The 13,687-nt window shown below is 34.3% G+C and carries 17 protein-coding genes and 1 pseudogene; 13 read left to right on the forward strand and 5 right to left on the reverse strand.

Annotation, left to right across the window (positions count from 1 at the left end):
- Positions 1-22 precede the first annotated feature (22 nt).
- Positions 23-799 carry a 3-hydroxybutyrate dehydrogenase gene (locus V7S50_RS01680; protein ID WP_242252087.1) on the reverse strand — a complete coding sequence of 259 codons (777 nt, stop codon included), beginning with the start codon at positions 797-799 and terminating at the stop codon, positions 23-25.
- Between the two features lie 195 nt (positions 800-994).
- Between V7S50_RS01680 and V7S50_RS01685 the strand changes: the two genes are divergently transcribed.
- The 4 genes and pseudogenes from V7S50_RS01685 to V7S50_RS01700 form a co-directional block, all read left to right on the forward strand.
- Positions 995-1,327: a PadR family transcriptional regulator gene (locus tag V7S50_RS01685; RefSeq protein ID WP_000107977.1), complete on the forward strand. Its 333-nt coding sequence runs from the start codon at positions 995-997 to the stop codon at positions 1,325-1,327.
- Entirely contained in the window at positions 1,327-2,094 is a 768-nt protein-coding gene (locus tag V7S50_RS01690) for a DUF1129 domain-containing protein (RefSeq protein WP_242252085.1), read from the forward strand. Before V7S50_RS01685 ends, V7S50_RS01690 begins: the two co-directional genes overlap by 1 nt.
- A 13-nt stretch (positions 2,095-2,107) precedes the next feature.
- Positions 2,108-2,869: a DUF1129 domain-containing protein gene (locus V7S50_RS01695; protein ID WP_242252083.1), complete on the forward strand. Its 762-nt coding sequence runs from the start codon at positions 2,108-2,110 to the stop codon at positions 2,867-2,869.
- 12 nt (positions 2,870-2,881) lie between these two features.
- Positions 2,882-2,999, forward strand: a pseudogene (locus V7S50_RS01700) (DNA-binding protein); the annotation flags it as partial.
- Positions 3,000-3,041: 42 nt separating this feature from the next.
- Here V7S50_RS01700 and V7S50_RS01705 read toward each other — a convergent pair.
- Positions 3,042-3,659 (reverse strand): ImmA/IrrE family metallo-endopeptidase, encoded by a 618-nt coding sequence (locus V7S50_RS01705; protein ID WP_063223110.1) that lies wholly within the window; start codon positions 3,657-3,659, stop codon positions 3,042-3,044.
- A gap of 177 nt (positions 3,660-3,836) precedes the next feature.
- Between V7S50_RS01705 and V7S50_RS01710 the strand changes: the two genes are divergently transcribed.
- From V7S50_RS01710 to V7S50_RS01720, 3 genes are all read left to right on the forward strand, one after another.
- Positions 3,837-4,130: a DUF3928 family protein gene (locus tag V7S50_RS01710; protein WP_000288331.1), complete on the forward strand. Its 294-nt coding sequence runs from the start codon at positions 3,837-3,839 to the stop codon at positions 4,128-4,130.
- A gap of 108 nt (positions 4,131-4,238) precedes the next feature.
- On the forward strand, positions 4,239-4,688 hold the full coding sequence (locus V7S50_RS01715) for an NUDIX hydrolase (RefSeq protein WP_063223111.1): 450 nt from the start codon (positions 4,239-4,241) through the stop codon (positions 4,686-4,688).
- Between the two features lie 139 nt (positions 4,689-4,827).
- Positions 4,828-6,003 carry an acetyl-CoA C-acetyltransferase gene (locus tag V7S50_RS01720; protein WP_063223112.1) on the forward strand — a complete coding sequence of 392 codons (1,176 nt, stop codon included), beginning with the start codon at positions 4,828-4,830 and terminating at the stop codon, positions 6,001-6,003.
- 32 nt (positions 6,004-6,035) lie between these two features.
- Here V7S50_RS01720 and V7S50_RS01725 read toward each other — a convergent pair whose 3' ends face one another.
- A complete protein-coding gene (locus V7S50_RS01725) occupies positions 6,036-6,761 on the reverse strand; it encodes an AAA family ATPase (protein ID WP_242252082.1) in 726 nt (241 codons plus the stop codon).
- Between the two features lie 328 nt (positions 6,762-7,089).
- Between V7S50_RS01725 and V7S50_RS01730 the strand changes: the two genes are divergently transcribed.
- Both V7S50_RS01730 and V7S50_RS01735 read left to right on the forward strand, forming a co-directional pair.
- On the forward strand, positions 7,090-7,818 hold the full coding sequence (locus V7S50_RS01730; protein ID WP_242252081.1) for a DUF4184 family protein: 729 nt from the start codon (positions 7,090-7,092) through the stop codon (positions 7,816-7,818).
- A 37-nt stretch (positions 7,819-7,855) separates the two neighbouring features.
- Complete coding sequence (locus V7S50_RS01735) at positions 7,856-8,620, forward strand: hypothetical protein (RefSeq protein ID WP_063223115.1); 765 nt, start codon at positions 7,856-7,858, stop codon at positions 8,618-8,620.
- Between the two features lie 46 nt (positions 8,621-8,666).
- Here the strand turns inward: V7S50_RS01735 and V7S50_RS01740 are convergent, their stop codons facing one another.
- Positions 8,667-9,098: a DUF3997 domain-containing protein gene (locus V7S50_RS01740; protein ID WP_063223116.1), complete on the reverse strand. Its 432-nt coding sequence runs from the start codon at positions 9,096-9,098 to the stop codon at positions 8,667-8,669.
- Between the two features lie 132 nt (positions 9,099-9,230).
- Between V7S50_RS01740 and V7S50_RS01745 the strand changes: the two genes are divergently transcribed.
- The 3 genes from V7S50_RS01745 to V7S50_RS01755 all read left to right on the forward strand — a co-directional run bounded on the left by V7S50_RS01745 (position 9,231) and on the right by V7S50_RS01755 (position 10,541).
- Positions 9,231-9,686, forward strand: a complete 456-nt coding sequence (locus V7S50_RS01745) for an RDD family protein (protein ID WP_063223117.1) — start codon at positions 9,231-9,233, stop codon at positions 9,684-9,686.
- 182 nt (positions 9,687-9,868) lie between these two features.
- The gene (locus tag V7S50_RS01750) at positions 9,869-9,967 is read left to right on the forward strand and encodes a flagellar motor protein (RefSeq protein WP_097950693.1); all 99 of its coding nucleotides are present in this window, start codon (positions 9,869-9,871) and stop codon (positions 9,965-9,967) included.
- A gap of 64 nt (positions 9,968-10,031) precedes the next feature.
- On the forward strand, positions 10,032-10,541 hold the full coding sequence (locus tag V7S50_RS01755; RefSeq protein ID WP_242252080.1) for an SDR family NAD(P)-dependent oxidoreductase: 510 nt from the start codon (positions 10,032-10,034) through the stop codon (positions 10,539-10,541).
- A gap of 69 nt (positions 10,542-10,610) precedes the next feature.
- Here the strand turns inward: V7S50_RS01755 and V7S50_RS01760 are convergent, their stop codons facing one another.
- Entirely contained in the window at positions 10,611-11,711 is a 1,101-nt protein-coding gene (locus V7S50_RS01760) for an ABC transporter ATP-binding protein (RefSeq protein ID WP_063223120.1), read from the reverse strand.
- A gap of 261 nt (positions 11,712-11,972) precedes the next feature.
- On the opposite strand from V7S50_RS01760, the gene malL reads away from it, so the two are divergent.
- Positions 11,973-13,649 carry an oligo-1,6-glucosidase gene (malL, locus tag V7S50_RS01765; protein WP_199677476.1) on the forward strand — a complete coding sequence of 559 codons (1,677 nt, stop codon included), beginning with the start codon at positions 11,973-11,975 and terminating at the stop codon, positions 13,647-13,649.
- Positions 13,650-13,687: the final 38 nt, after the last annotated feature.

The raw sequence follows: 13,687 nt of genomic DNA on the forward strand, positions 1-13,687 counted from the left end.
TCTTCGTGAGCAAACTTTATTTTTATTGAGCAGTATAACCACCATCGATAACAACGGCTTGCCCGGTTATACCTTTCGCTTTTTCACTCGCTAAAAACATCGCATAATCAGCAATTTCTTGTACTTGTAATAAGCGTTTTTGTGGCACAAGTGGATAAATGACTTCTTCTAAAACATTTTCAAGTGGTACATTTCGAGTCGTGGCTAAGTCTTGTAGTTGGTTACGGACGAGAGGGGTATCGACATAACCAGGACAAAGGGCATTTACAGTAATACCATGCGTAGCGCCTTCTAAAGCAGCAACTTTTGTTAATCCAATTACGCCATGTTTGGCACTATTGTAGGCGGATTTTCCTGCAAATCCAACGAGGCCATTAATGGAAGCGACATTAATAATTCGGCCATACTTTTGTTTTTTCATGATTGGGAAGACATGCTTAATTGCGATAAAAGGAGCGATTTGCATAATTTTAATAAGTAGTTCGAACTTTTCGGTTGGAAAATCTTCAATCGGTGAAACGTGTTGCATTCCTGCGTTATTAATTAATATATGTAATGAACCAAAATGAGTAACTGTTTGAGAAATGGCAGCTGTAACTTCTTCTTCAGATGTAACATCACATTTTAAACCGATAGCTTGATAGCCTTCTTTTTGTAATTGTTCAGCAGCTTCTTTTGCACGTTCTTCAAGACGATCGGTAATAACAACTTTTGCACCTTCTTTTGCAAAAGCGTTTCCCATTTCATAACCAATACCACTTGCAGCGCCTGTTAGAAAAACAACTCGATTTGTAACCATGATGAAAAACATCCCTTCATAATAAAGTTTTCATATTGCTCTATTTAGAGAGGGTATAATAAAATTCCTGCAAACATTTGGAAAAATATTGTTAGCTATCTTGTTTTGCAAAATAGTCTCTGCTATACTATTTTGTAAAGCAAGATACTTACGCTTATCTATCTTGTAAAACAAGATAGTAGGAGGATTTGAATTATGTCGACAAGTCAAATGCTGAAAGGGATTTTAGAAGGATGTTTACTTGCTATTATTTCTGAAGGTGAAATATACGGTTATGAAATGAGTGAAAAGCTAGCGAAGTATGGCTTTACCATGGCAAGTGAAGGAAGTATTTATCCGTTATTAATACGGATGCAAAAGGAAGGATTAATAACAAGTGTAATGAAGGAATCTCCATCTGGTCCTAAGCGAAAATATTATACATTAACAGAAAAAGGTGAGGAAGCACTTGATGAATTTATGGATCGCTGGGAAGCGATGCAAAGTAGTGTGGAACGTCTACTTGAAGGGAAGGGGAGAAGAAAATAATGTTATCAAATGAAGCACGGAAGTTTTTATTAGATATGAGATTATTTTTGACTGCAAAGGGTGTGAAAGAAAGCGACATTGAGAGCTTTATCGAAGACGCAGAACTTCATTTAATAGAAGGTGAAAGTGATGGGAAAAGAGTAGAAGATATTTTCGGAAGCTCACCGAAAGAATATGCAAATGAACTTGTAAAAGTGATGGAAAAAGATAGACAGGAAACGTGGAAGCAAATTGGTTTTACAGTAATGAATATCGTATCTTTTTGGATTATTGCTTCTATCTTAATAGTGAATAACGGAATTCTACAGATTTCACTTATTCAGTGCATTGGCTATAGCTTTACATTGATCGTAGCTGTAATGGGGCCTAATTTTCTACTTCGTAAAATGACCTTCGTAACAAGCTTTACAAAAACATGGTTTTCTATGTGGTTTTTAGTCATGATTGCGCCAATGTTTTTAATAGGAGTTGTTACGATATTAGATGTAATATATCCTACCAAAATGTTTACATTCACCGAAATGCAAAGTTATATATTAGCTGGTGGGATTTTTATTATCACAGTGGCGATAAATATGTATTTTGAAGGATGGTTTAAAAACTTATATTTAATCATTCCGCTTTCGATTATGTTAGTGTTTAAAACATTTACATCAGAAGACCTCGTTCCAATATTATTTCAAATTATATGTTTATACGGAAGTTTGTTTATTTTAATTTTCTTTGAAATTATGATGAAGACAAATAGAAGAGAAGCGGTTAAATAAGGGAGGGGTTATCATGCAGATTTCTAAAGAAGGAGAAAAGTTTTTAATCGATACGAAAGTGTATTTAATAACAAAAGGAATTAAAGAAGAAGATGTGGACGCTTTTATAGAAGATGCAGAACTTCATTTAATAGAAGGCGAAAAAGAGGGAAAGACGGTAAGTGATATATTTGGTGATTCGCCAAAAGAGTATGCGGAAGAATTAGCGAAAGAGATGGAGAAGGATAAAGGCGGGAGTATAAAGAGTATTCTTGCGATGATAATTGGTATTGGTGGGTATTGGATATTAACTCATATTTTATTTAATAATCCGAATCAGCAATTCACACTAACAAATATACAGTTAATCGGCTATCCTATCGTCTTAATCATTACAATTATTGGAACAATTGTTGCATTTAGAATGTCTTCTTTTAAAAATAAGTTTGTAGAGTTCGGGATTATTTACGTAATAGTAATGGTTCCCATCTTATTATTAGTATTATTGATGTTTATTGATAAATGGTACGGTGTACCTATTTTGCAATTGTCGACAATACAAACATATATATTAGCAGCAAGTATCTTTTTATTACTTTTCGTTGGAGAAGTGTACGTTCTTGGTTGGATGGGTGTTTTAGTGCTAATTGTTCCTTTAGCGATTATGTTTATATTTAAAGAATTAGAAGGAAAAAATGTATTTTGGGGAATTGCAAAGATATTACTTATGTATGGAAGTATATATGGATTGATGAGATGGTCTTTAAGAATTGAAGAGAGAAAAAGTGTAAACTAGAAGTTCAATAAAAAGTGGCTGCTCTGGATATGCAAAAAAATTATTTCCAAAGAAATATTATATAGAGATTTTTAGAGTAATTGTATTTATGTTTAGTTGTATATTTGCATCCGTTGCAGCCGGAATTTAGTTTATTGATTGGAATATATTGTTTTAAACAGTAACAATGTCGTTACTGTTTTTTTCTTTGCAATAAAGAGCTTTGTAAAGAGAGTGCTTTTTGTTCGTTCGTTAATAGAGACTGAATATGAACATTTTCTGGGCGCGGGACTATCGGATACATAAGATTTGTTGGAGAAGGATGGTGCTCCGAACCAATTGGGGAATGAGGATCAGCGTGAGTAAGTTTTCCGTGAACACGTCTTGTAAATAAAATATGACCGATTTCGTGAGCGAGCGTATATATATTTTTTATGGGAGCAGCCGAGTTTGTTAAAACGATATACCCTGTAAGTTGCTGCTGTTTTGCTAAAGAGTAAGCACAGGCAATTACTGCTGTTTCTTTAAAATAATCACTGCCAATATAACAAATGTAAAGGTCGCATTCAGGAGCTTCATTTACACATGTTTGGAAAAAGGATGCTAATTTTTCCTGACTTTGAATAGAATTTTTATAACTAATTTCACGGTCAGAAAAACGGAAAAGCTCATTTAAAACAATTACTTCTTGAATTTGAAATGTAATGGGGTGCCAAATTGATTCTGCAACAGCTAAATCTTTTGCAATACGATCATCAGAAATATCGGCGCCTGGAGTAATGCAAATACATATATTGACGTATGGATCCATAAGGAACACCTCAACTGAAAAAATTCTTCCTATAATATATGTGGAAAAAAGGTGCTATGTATGGATAAACGCCTTTTTTATTACATGAATATATAGATGACAAGTCGAAAAATTTTCATAGTTCTATAACATGGTGTGGCTGTCTTTTTGATATAGTAAAGGAAAGGGGGAGAATATATGTATACATTAAAAATCGTTTCAGACAGAGAAGCACTTTATCAATTTGCAAGTTATGTAAGAGTTGTACAAGGGGTTGAAGATGTATATGTAGAGGTGGGAGAACCTTTATATGAACATCCTTTAATGAAGTTTTATGTACATATTAAGCTGAAAGAAACGTATGAGCAGCATAAAGTTTTACAGGAAATAGCAAGATTAGTAGAATTAGGTCGTTTTACATATGTCCATTATCGTAATGATGAAATAGAAGAAGCTTTTGAAGCTGTAAAATATGAAAGTTTTAAGAAATAAAGGTAAAAAAAGGAGGCGGAAGCTTCCTTTTTTTCTTTAAAATTACATCAACAAAAGGAGAAAAATTTTGTTATGATAAGGGAGGGTGAGGAAAGGAGAGTTTACATATTGGGGTATATTGAAGAGTTACGTAAAGTCGTTGGTACAAGGCCACTTATTCTAGTAGGGTCAGCAATTATTATCTTAAATGATAATCAAGAAGTATTGCTTCAATATCGTTCAGATACATATGATTGGGGTGTACCTGGCGGGGCGATGGAGTTAGGGGAAACGACAGAAGAAACTGCTCGCAGAGAACTATTTGAAGAGACGGGACTAAATGCGAAAATTATGCAATTTATCGGGGTTCTTTCGGGAAAAGAAGTGTACTTCCAATATCCAAATGGAGATGAAATTTTTAATGTCATTCATCTGTATCAGGGGCATCATGTGAGTGGGGAAGTTAAACTTGATCATGAAGGATTACAGCTTCAATATTTTCCAGTAGATAAGTTACCGAATTTGAATAAAACAACTGAGAAAATTTTACAAAAATTCCTATATGCATTAACAGAATAGAAGGGTAATTCCTTCTATTTTTATTATATTAAATATTTTGATTTTTTAGTATGTTTATAGTATGATAGTTGTAGACATACATCTTATGGAATTTCACCTAAAAACTGACTAGGGTACATAAGAGAGGGGCAAGTGCAAAATGCATAATGTTGTTATTACAGCTGCAGTTCGTTCGCCAATTGGAACTTTTGGAGGAGCGCTAAAAAATGTAACGCCAGTAGAATTAGCGGTTCCTGTACTTCAGGAAGCTGTAAAACGAGGCGGGGTAGAACCACATGAAGTTGATGAAGTGATTTTAGGTCATTGTATTCAAAGAACTGATGAAGCAAATACGGCGAGAACGGCTGCATTAGCGGCAGGATTTCCTGACACAGTTACGGGTTATACAATCCAACGCCAATGTTCTTCAGGTATGCAAGCAATTATGTCAGCTGCAATGCAAATTCAATTAGGTGTAAGTGATGTTGTTATTGCAGGTGGAGTAGAAGCAATGAGTTCAAGCCCTTATGCATTGAAACAGCACCGCTGGGGACAACGTCTACAGCACGGAGAAATTCGTGATACGGTGTGGGAAGTGTTAGAAGATCCGATTCATCATATTATGATGGGGGAGACAGCGGAAAACTTGGTTGACCAATATGAAATTACAAGAGAGGAACAAGATGAAGTTGCGCTTCGCAGTCATACATTGGCACTGCAGGCAATCGAGTCTGGATACTTTGACGATCAAATTGTTCCTATTACGATAAAAGAACGTAGAAAAGAAGTAGTATTTTCGAAGGATGAACATCCACGTGCTGACATTACAGCGGAAAAATTAGCAGGGTTAAAACCAGCTTTCCGTAAAGATGGATCTGTAACGGCAGGGAATGCATCTGGTCTGAATGACGGAAGTGCGGTTCTAGTATTAATGAGCGAAGAAAAAGCGAAAGAAAAAGGCTTACAACCGTTAGCTAGAATTGTTGGCTATTCAGTAGCTGGAGTAGATCCAAAAATTATGGGTATTGGACCAGCACCAGCAATTCGTAAAGGATTAGAAAAAGTAGATTGGTCATTAGAAGATGCAGATTTACTTGAAATTAATGAAGCTTTCGCTGCACAATACCTAGCTGTAGAGAAAGAATTAGGTTTAGACCGTGAGAAAGTAAATGTAAACGGTAGTGGTGTAGGACTTGGGCACCCAATCGGTTGTACAGGAGCTCGTATCACTGTAAGTTTAATTCATGAATTGAAGAGACGCGGGTTAGAAAAAGGAATTGCCTCTCTATGCGTCGGCGGCGGTATTGGGGTAGCATTATTTATAGAAGCACTATAAAAAAGAAGCAGCAATCGCTGCTTCTTTTTTTTTTAAGAATCAAATAAATGATGGAATAATCGATCGCGATTTTCAAAGAAAAGTTTCGTCGTTTGGTAATGCTCTGTTTCTTCTAATGTGGATTCGTGAATCCCTTCTTGTGTTAAAGAATATATAGTGGATTCAGGATAAGCCATTAAAATAGGCGAGTGAGTCGCGATAACAAATTGTGAACCTTGTTCCGCTAATTCGTGCATTCGAATGAGCATGGAAAGTTGTCTCATCGGTGACAAAGCTGCCTCAGGCTCATCTAAAATATATAAACTTTGTCCTGAAAAACGATTCATAAATAAGGAGAAGAATGACTCACCATGGGATTGCTCGTGCAGTGAAACACCGCCATAAGATTTTATAGCGTCTATTTCATCAATATAAGAAGCAACGTTATAAAATGATTCAGCGCGAAGAAAGAAACCGTCGTTTGGTGTATTGAAACTTTTGGAAATTCGAAGGTATTCATGTAAAGATGAATGTGAATCGTTCGTGCTAAAGCGGAAATTCCTCGTTCCACCTTCTGCATTAAATCCTAAAGCGATTGCAATTGCTTCGAGTAATGTTGACTTACCCGTTCCGTTTTCTCCAATAATGAATGTTACATTTGGATGGAAAGCTAGTGACTGTAATGTTCGGATAGCGGGTAAACAGTAAGGATATGCGGAGAAACTAGGGATATTTTCTTTTTTTAATGTGACATTTCTTAAAAAGGGTACGTCAATCAATATAAAAACCTCAATTCATAACGGATTTTGATTGTAACAAAGCAACAAATACAAGGGTAATAATGAAACCGACTAAGTCCGGAATGTATACTACTACTTTAAAATGCTTCCATAGAAAAAAGCCGATGTATGTACTTACATAGAAGATAAACGGAACAGGAAAAAAGACAAGTGTTAAGAATATGCAACGCCTTATTTTCTGAATATTTTATGTGGATTATAACATGTAAACTATCATATTCCAATGTGAAAATAAATATTGCATCAAGATCAATTCTCTCGTTATGATAGATGGTATTCTATTGAAAATATGAAGAGGAGTTACAACATGCCGTTTACATTTGCACATCCAGCAGCAATTCTTCCTTTTGCGAAAAAGCATTCTCAATATATTTCAGTAACGGCTCTTATATTAGGGAGTATGGCGCCTGACTTTGAATATTTTTTACACTTTAGACCGTATGGTGTTATTGGCCATACATGGCTTGGGTTCGTATATTTAAATTTACCGCTCGTATTTTTGTTAACATACATATATCATTACATTTTAAAAAAGCCGTTTATAACGCATTTACCTAAACCATTTGCTGGCTACTATATATATGCAGTAGATAAAAGGTGGGGGCTTCATACATGGAAGGATTTCTTTGTATTTTGCTATTCCGCTTTATTTGGTATGCTTACGCATGTCGTTTGGGATGCGTTTACTCATAACATGGGCTACTTCGTTATGAAAATACCATTTTTACAAAGAGAATTACATAGTATTCCAGTGTATAAATATATGCAACACGGGAGTACATGTGTTGGTTTATTATTACTAGTATACGTACTATGGAAGTATAAAGATGAAACAGGGAAAGATATTATTATAGCTTCAGAAAAAAGGAAGTATTGGATTTCGGCAATCATTGTGGCAACTATTACATTTATCGTTCACGCGTTCGTAAATCCCTATTTTCATATTTTCCAAATAGGGGGTATAATAGTATCTGGACTGACAAGTTCGTTTTGTGGACTTCTTATTGTTTCTATAGTTTACAAGGCTAGGGACTAATTTTATATTAATGAATGATAGTGTTAGGAGAAATTAAATGATGAAAGCATGGAAAAGTATTTTTGTTTTATGTAGTTTTCTTCTTATGTTAAGTGGTTGCTTCCATCAAGAAGAAAAGAAAGTTGAACCGAAGAAGAAAGAATCTATTCCTGAGACGAAAGAATATGGTGGGCGTGAGCTGAAAAAAGTAGGACAAAAAGTGAAAGAAACAGGATGGGGTACTTTTAAGTTAGAGCAGATTCATTCTGTAAATCAAACATTTGAAGTAGCACCAATGAAAATTCATGTACAAGAGGTGAAAGTAATCTCTTTATCACAGATGAGTGAAAAGGCAAAAAATACATTAAAAGTATATACGGCATTAACTCCTGAAGAAGTAAAGCGTAGATTAGGAGATAAAGTAAGTCAAGAAGATGCAGAATTATATGCATCGCTAAGTGGAACAGAGATTAGTGATACGATTCGTTACGTTGAAATTACATATAAGGTGGAAAATAGCGGGAATAAAAATATGCAATTTTTCTCTATGAATGATGTTGCGATTAACGATAAGCAACATTTTAAAGTAGCGACTCAAAACTTTTTATATGATGAGGATACGCTAGTTGGTACGAAAAATGTATCAAGAGAAGACTATAAGCCTGGTGAAACAAGAGATGGTATTGTCGGTTTAATACTTGATGATGGAAAAGAAAAGGTAAAGGATATTAAGTTTACAACAGATGGTGCAGTGGCAGGAGATACAGAAACACAAGATGTTGTAAAAGAGCCAGAAACTTTTAACATCTCACTTTCTGAGTAAGATGTTTTTAAAAACATGTAAGAAAAAACAGTCAGCACTTAAAATGTTATGCTGACTGTTTTTTCTGTTCTTTTATGTATGAATCTACATTTTGAAAAGGTACCTTAATTTTAAACGCATCTTTTTGTTCATTAAATTGCTTTTCATTATAGGGGCCGAAACGTTTATTATGCTTTACGTCAATAATCCAATAATGCTCACTTTTTTTATTTGCAATTGCAGCGTCAGGGTTATTCGGATCTGACTTTTCCTCGGTTTGTTTTGCAATAATGTATTTATCATCCCAAGCAATGTCTGTAATTTTTGCAGGAATGTATTGTGTGGCATATACAGCATCTTGTGATGGGAAAAGTTCAAATGCATTTCCAGAAGTACGTATGAGTTCGTATTCATCGTTAATCGTATAAGTTATATGATTTGTATTTCCAGCACAACCGGCTAATAGGAATGCGACGAATAGGATTATCCATTTTTTCAATATGGGAACCTCCTTTACAATGCTGTTGTAACACATTGTACAAGAAAAGTAAGAGAAACGCTAGTTTACAATGTTTTTTAGAAGTGGTACGATGAGACGGGTAAAGAAGGATATGAAGGAGTCGACATAAAAATGAAGTTAAAGATGCATCGTCCAGCGCTTGTAATGAATCGCATAGGTGCTTCCCTAATTGACATGTTTTTAATCTCGGTTATGTATGGTGCAGTAGTAGCTATTATGACCGGAAATTATAGTGCTATTTTTAATCGCTTTAATATTAGTTTTGGTGATTATAGATATGATCTTGCAGTAGTTTTTATATTAATGGCGATATATTTTATTTTGCTACCCTTTATTTGGAACGGTGTTACACTTGGTAAAAAGGTAACGAGAATAAAATTAATTTCATTGAAGAGTGAAAAGTTAACATTACAAACATTAACAATACGATTTTTTGTATTGTTATTACCAAACATATTACTACTTGGAATTCCGATATTATGTAACGTATATATGATGTTATTCCGCAAAGATAATTGTGGTTTTCAGGATTTAATTACAAAAACGAAAGTAATAAGTCTTGTATAACAAAAAAGAGACCTTTTTATATATAAAATAAGAAGGTCTTTCTTTATTATACAAATATATTTTAATTGATATATAATAAGGAAAAAGTTAATCCATATCATTTTTGAATTTAATAGATTGAAAATTAAGAAAATGTTATAATAATTGAAATAATATCTTTATATAATAAGGGGGAAATCGAAATGACTGGAGGTAGCGTAATCTTTTGGGGGATTTTAATTTTCATCGGTTTAGTTTTCGATCAGCGTAATAGTAAGAAAAAAGAAGGAGTAAAAGAGTAACCGCTTACAAGTGGATGCGCAACTTTTCTTGCTTGCAGACTAATCTCATAAAGGAGTATACTGAATGACGGTAAGACTTATAGAAGGGGTAATGAAAATGAAGCTTGCAGGAAAAGTTGCCATCGTAACTGGCGGCGGCATCGGTATTGGACGTAATACAGCTCTTTTGTTGGCTAAACAAGGCGCAAAAGTAATTGTGACGGACATTGATCAAGAAAGTGGACAAGCAACAGTGGAGGAAATTACGAATCTAGGCGGAGAAGCACTTTTTGTATCCTATGATATGGGAAAGCAAGGAGATTGGCAACGCGTTATCAGTATTACTTTGGATGCATTCAGCCGTATTGATATGCTTTTTCAAAATGCTGGTCTATATAAAATAGATTCTATTTTTTCACGCCAACAAGAGAACGATTCCAATGTACTTTGTATTAATGACGTATGGATAGAGATAAAACAATTAACGTCATCTTTTATGAAACAGCAAGAAGAAGTGGTGCTAAGTGATTTACCGATATTCGGCATTATTAGCACGAAAGGACAATCATTTCATACAGTTGAAGCCCTAGTATAATAATGAAAACCGCCCTCAGTATAAATGTGGACGGTTTTTTTGTGTGTTATTGTAGAAGGAAATTATTTTTTAACGAATACGTTGTTCAGTTTGACTATCAAAGAAATGTGCTTTATTCATATCGAATGCTAGTTTAATTTGGTCACCAGGTGAAAATGTATGTCTTGCATCAACACGTGCTGCAAAGTCTTGGTCTCCAAGTTTCATATATAAAATAGATTCAGCACCTAATAATTCAGCAACTTCGATTTTTGTTGTGAAAACAGTAGATTGTGAAGCTTCTAAAAATAATAGTTCATCATGAATGTCCTCAGGACGAATACCTAAAACGATGTCCTTATTTACATAGCCTTGTTCACGTAATAGTTTCATTTTTCCTTCAGTTACTTTGATTTTTATTACATTGTCTATAACGAAATCGGTTTCAGTTAATTTACCACGGAAGAAATTCATCGCTGGAGAGCCGATAAATCCACCAACGAAAATGTTTTCAGGTGTTTCATATACTTCTTTTGGAGTACCGATTTGCTGAATCTTTCCGTCTTTCATAACAACAAGTCGAGAAGCCATTGTCATTGCTTCAGTTTGATCATGCGTTACATAAATTGTTGTCGTTCCAAGGCGGTGGTGTAACTTAGAAATTTCTGATCGCATTGCAACACGGAGTTTTGCATCTAAGTTTGATAATGGCTCATCCATTAAGAACACTTTCGCGTCTCGAACAATTGCTCTACCTAACGCAACACGTTGACGTTGTCCACCCGATAACGCTTTCGGTTTTCTATCTAAATATTGTTCCAGTCCTAAAATTTTTGCTGCATCTTTCACACGACGATCGATTTCATCTTTTGGTATTTTTCTAAGTTTTAATCCAAACGCCATATTATCATACACACTCATATGTGGATATAGAGCATAGTTTTGGAAGACCATTGCGATATCGCGATCTTTTGGAGGGACATCATTCATTAGCTTACCATCAATTGAAAACTCTCCTTTTGAAATATCTTCAAGTCCAGCTACCATTCGTAATGTTGTAGATTTTCCGCATCCAGAAGGACCGACAAATACGATAAACTCTTTATCTTGAATGTGTAAATTGAAGTCTGTTACAGCTGTTACGTTATTATCATATATTTTATAAATGTTTTCTAATTTCAGTTCTGCCATGGTATTTCCTCCTAGAAATAATTATGCAAACGTTTTCTTTGAGTTCATTATAAACTAATAGATTCAAAAAATAAACAAAAAAATAAAACGTTTTCATACATTAGAAGAATATTAGTAAATTTCTTATGTTTTCTTAGAAAAATAAGAATAAAAGTTGTAAGCGCTATTTTAAATTAAGATAGAATCTGTTATCATTCATTAATGAAAACGTTTGCGCCTTAAAAAGAGAAAATCGAATTATTAATGAAATGGGGTAGCATAATGGAAAAACAGTGGTGGAAAGAAAGTGTAGTATATCAAATTTATCCTCGTAGCTTTATGGATAGCAACGGTGATGGTATTGGTGATCTTCGCGGTATTATTTCAAAGTTAGATTACTTAAAAGAATTAGGGATTGATGTAATTTGGTTATCGCCAGTCTATGAATCTCCAAATGACGATAATGGTTATGATATAAGTGATTATTGTAAAATTATGAATGAGTTCGGAACAATGGACGATTGGGATAAGCTATTACATGAAATGCATGAACGTAATATGAAACTTATGATGGACTTAGTTGTTAATCATACTTCTGATGAACATAATTGGTTTATTGAATCACGTAAATCAAAAGATAATAAATATAGAGATTACTATATATGGCGCCCTGGAAAAGAAGGAAAAGAGCCGAATAACTGGGGAGCAGCCTTTAGTGGATCAGCATGGCAGTATGATGAAATGACAGATGAATATTATTTACATCTGTTTTCTAAAAAACAGCCAGATTTAAATTGGGATAATGAAAAGGTAAGACAAGATGTTTATGAAATGATGAAGTTTTGGTTAGAAAAAGGAATTGATGGCTTCCGCATGGATGTTATTAATTTTATTTCTAAAGAAGAGGGGTTACCTGCTGTTGAAACAGAAGAAGAGGGGTATGTTTCAGGTCATAAGCATTTTATGAACGGTCCAAACATTCATAAATACTTACATGAAATGAATGAAGAAGTATTGTCTCATTATGATATTATGACGGTGGGTGAAATGCCTGGTGTAACGACAGAAGAAGCGAAATTGTATACCGGGGAAGAACGAAAAGAACTGCAGATGGTATTCCAATTTGAACATATGGATTTAGATTCAGGAGAAGGCGGAAAGTGGGATGTAAAACCATGTTCACTCCTTACTTTAAAAGAGAATTTAACGAAGTGGCAAAAAGCATTAGAGCATGCAGGATGGAATAGTCTGTATTGGAATAACCATGATCAGCCTCGCGTTGTATCTCGTTTTGGTAATGATGGAATCTATCGTACTGAATCAGCAAAAATGTTAGCGACAGTTCTACATATGATGAAGGGAACGCCATATATTTATCAAGGAGAAGAAATTGGAATGACGAACGTTCGATTCGAATCAATTGATGAATATCGAGATATTGAAACATTAAATATGTATAAAGAAAAAGTGATAGACCATGGTGAAGATATAGAAAAAGTAATGGAATCTATTTATATAAAGGGTCGTGATAATGCTAGAACTCCGATGCAGTGGGATGATCAGAAACACGCTGGATTTACAACAAGTGAACCTTGGATTACTGTAAATCCTAACTATAAAGAGATTAATGTGAAACAAGCACTCCAAGACGAAGATTCAATTTTTTATTACTATAAGAAATTAATTGAGCTACGCAAAAATAATGAAATAGTTGTGTATGGATCATATGATTTAATATTAGAGAATAGTCCTTCTATTTTTGCATACGTAAGAACATATGGAGAAGAAAAACTTCTTGTTATTGCAAACTTTACTGCGGATGAATGTGTATTTGAATTACCTAAGGACATTGTTTATAGTGAATTAGAGTTATTAATACACAATTACGATGTAGAGAATGGACCGGTAGAAAGCATACCATTACGCCCGTATGAAGCAATGGTATTCAAATTGAAATAAGAAAAATCCTTATACCACTTCGGTATAAGGATTTTTTG

The sequence above is a fragment of the Bacillus sp. CCNWLW194 genome (genome assembly GCF_037120585.1).
Taxonomy (GTDB): Bacteria; Bacillota; Bacilli; order Bacillales; family Bacillaceae_G; genus Bacillus_A; species Bacillus_A basilensis.

Excerpts from the sequence above, each read along its gene's own strand:
- V7S50_RS01680 (WP_242252087.1), bottom strand. The coding sequence starts at position 799 with ATGGTTACAAATCGAGTTGTTTTTCTAACAGGCGCTGCAAGTGGTATT.
- V7S50_RS01685 (WP_000107977.1), top strand. The coding sequence starts at position 995 with ATGTCGACAAGTCAAATGCTGAAAGGGATTTTAGAAGGATGTTTACTT.
- V7S50_RS01690 (WP_242252085.1), top strand. The coding sequence starts at position 1,327 with ATGTTATCAAATGAAGCACGGAAGTTTTTATTAGATATGAGATTATTT.
- V7S50_RS01695 (WP_242252083.1), top strand. The coding sequence starts at position 2,108 with ATGCAGATTTCTAAAGAAGGAGAAAAGTTTTTAATCGATACGAAAGTG.
- V7S50_RS01705 (WP_063223110.1), bottom strand. The coding sequence starts at position 3,659 with ATGGATCCATACGTCAATATATGTATTTGCATTACTCCAGGCGCCGAT.
- V7S50_RS01710 (WP_000288331.1), top strand. The coding sequence starts at position 3,837 with ATGTATACATTAAAAATCGTTTCAGACAGAGAAGCACTTTATCAATTT.
- V7S50_RS01720 (WP_063223112.1), top strand. The coding sequence starts at position 4,828 with ATGCATAATGTTGTTATTACAGCTGCAGTTCGTTCGCCAATTGGAACT.
- V7S50_RS01730 (WP_242252081.1), top strand. The coding sequence starts at position 7,090 with ATGCCGTTTACATTTGCACATCCAGCAGCAATTCTTCCTTTTGCGAAA.
- V7S50_RS01735 (WP_063223115.1), top strand. The coding sequence starts at position 7,856 with ATGATGAAAGCATGGAAAAGTATTTTTGTTTTATGTAGTTTTCTTCTT.
- V7S50_RS01745 (WP_063223117.1), top strand. The coding sequence starts at position 9,231 with ATGAAGTTAAAGATGCATCGTCCAGCGCTTGTAATGAATCGCATAGGT.
- V7S50_RS01750 (WP_097950693.1), top strand. The coding sequence starts at position 9,869 with ATGACTGGAGGTAGCGTAATCTTTTGGGGGATTTTAATTTTCATCGGT.
- V7S50_RS01755 (WP_242252080.1), top strand. The coding sequence starts at position 10,032 with ATGACGGTAAGACTTATAGAAGGGGTAATGAAAATGAAGCTTGCAGGA.
- V7S50_RS01760 (WP_063223120.1), bottom strand. The coding sequence starts at position 11,711 with ATGGCAGAACTGAAATTAGAAAACATTTATAAAATATATGATAATAAC.
- malL (WP_199677476.1), top strand. The coding sequence starts at position 11,973 with ATGGAAAAACAGTGGTGGAAAGAAAGTGTAGTATATCAAATTTATCCT.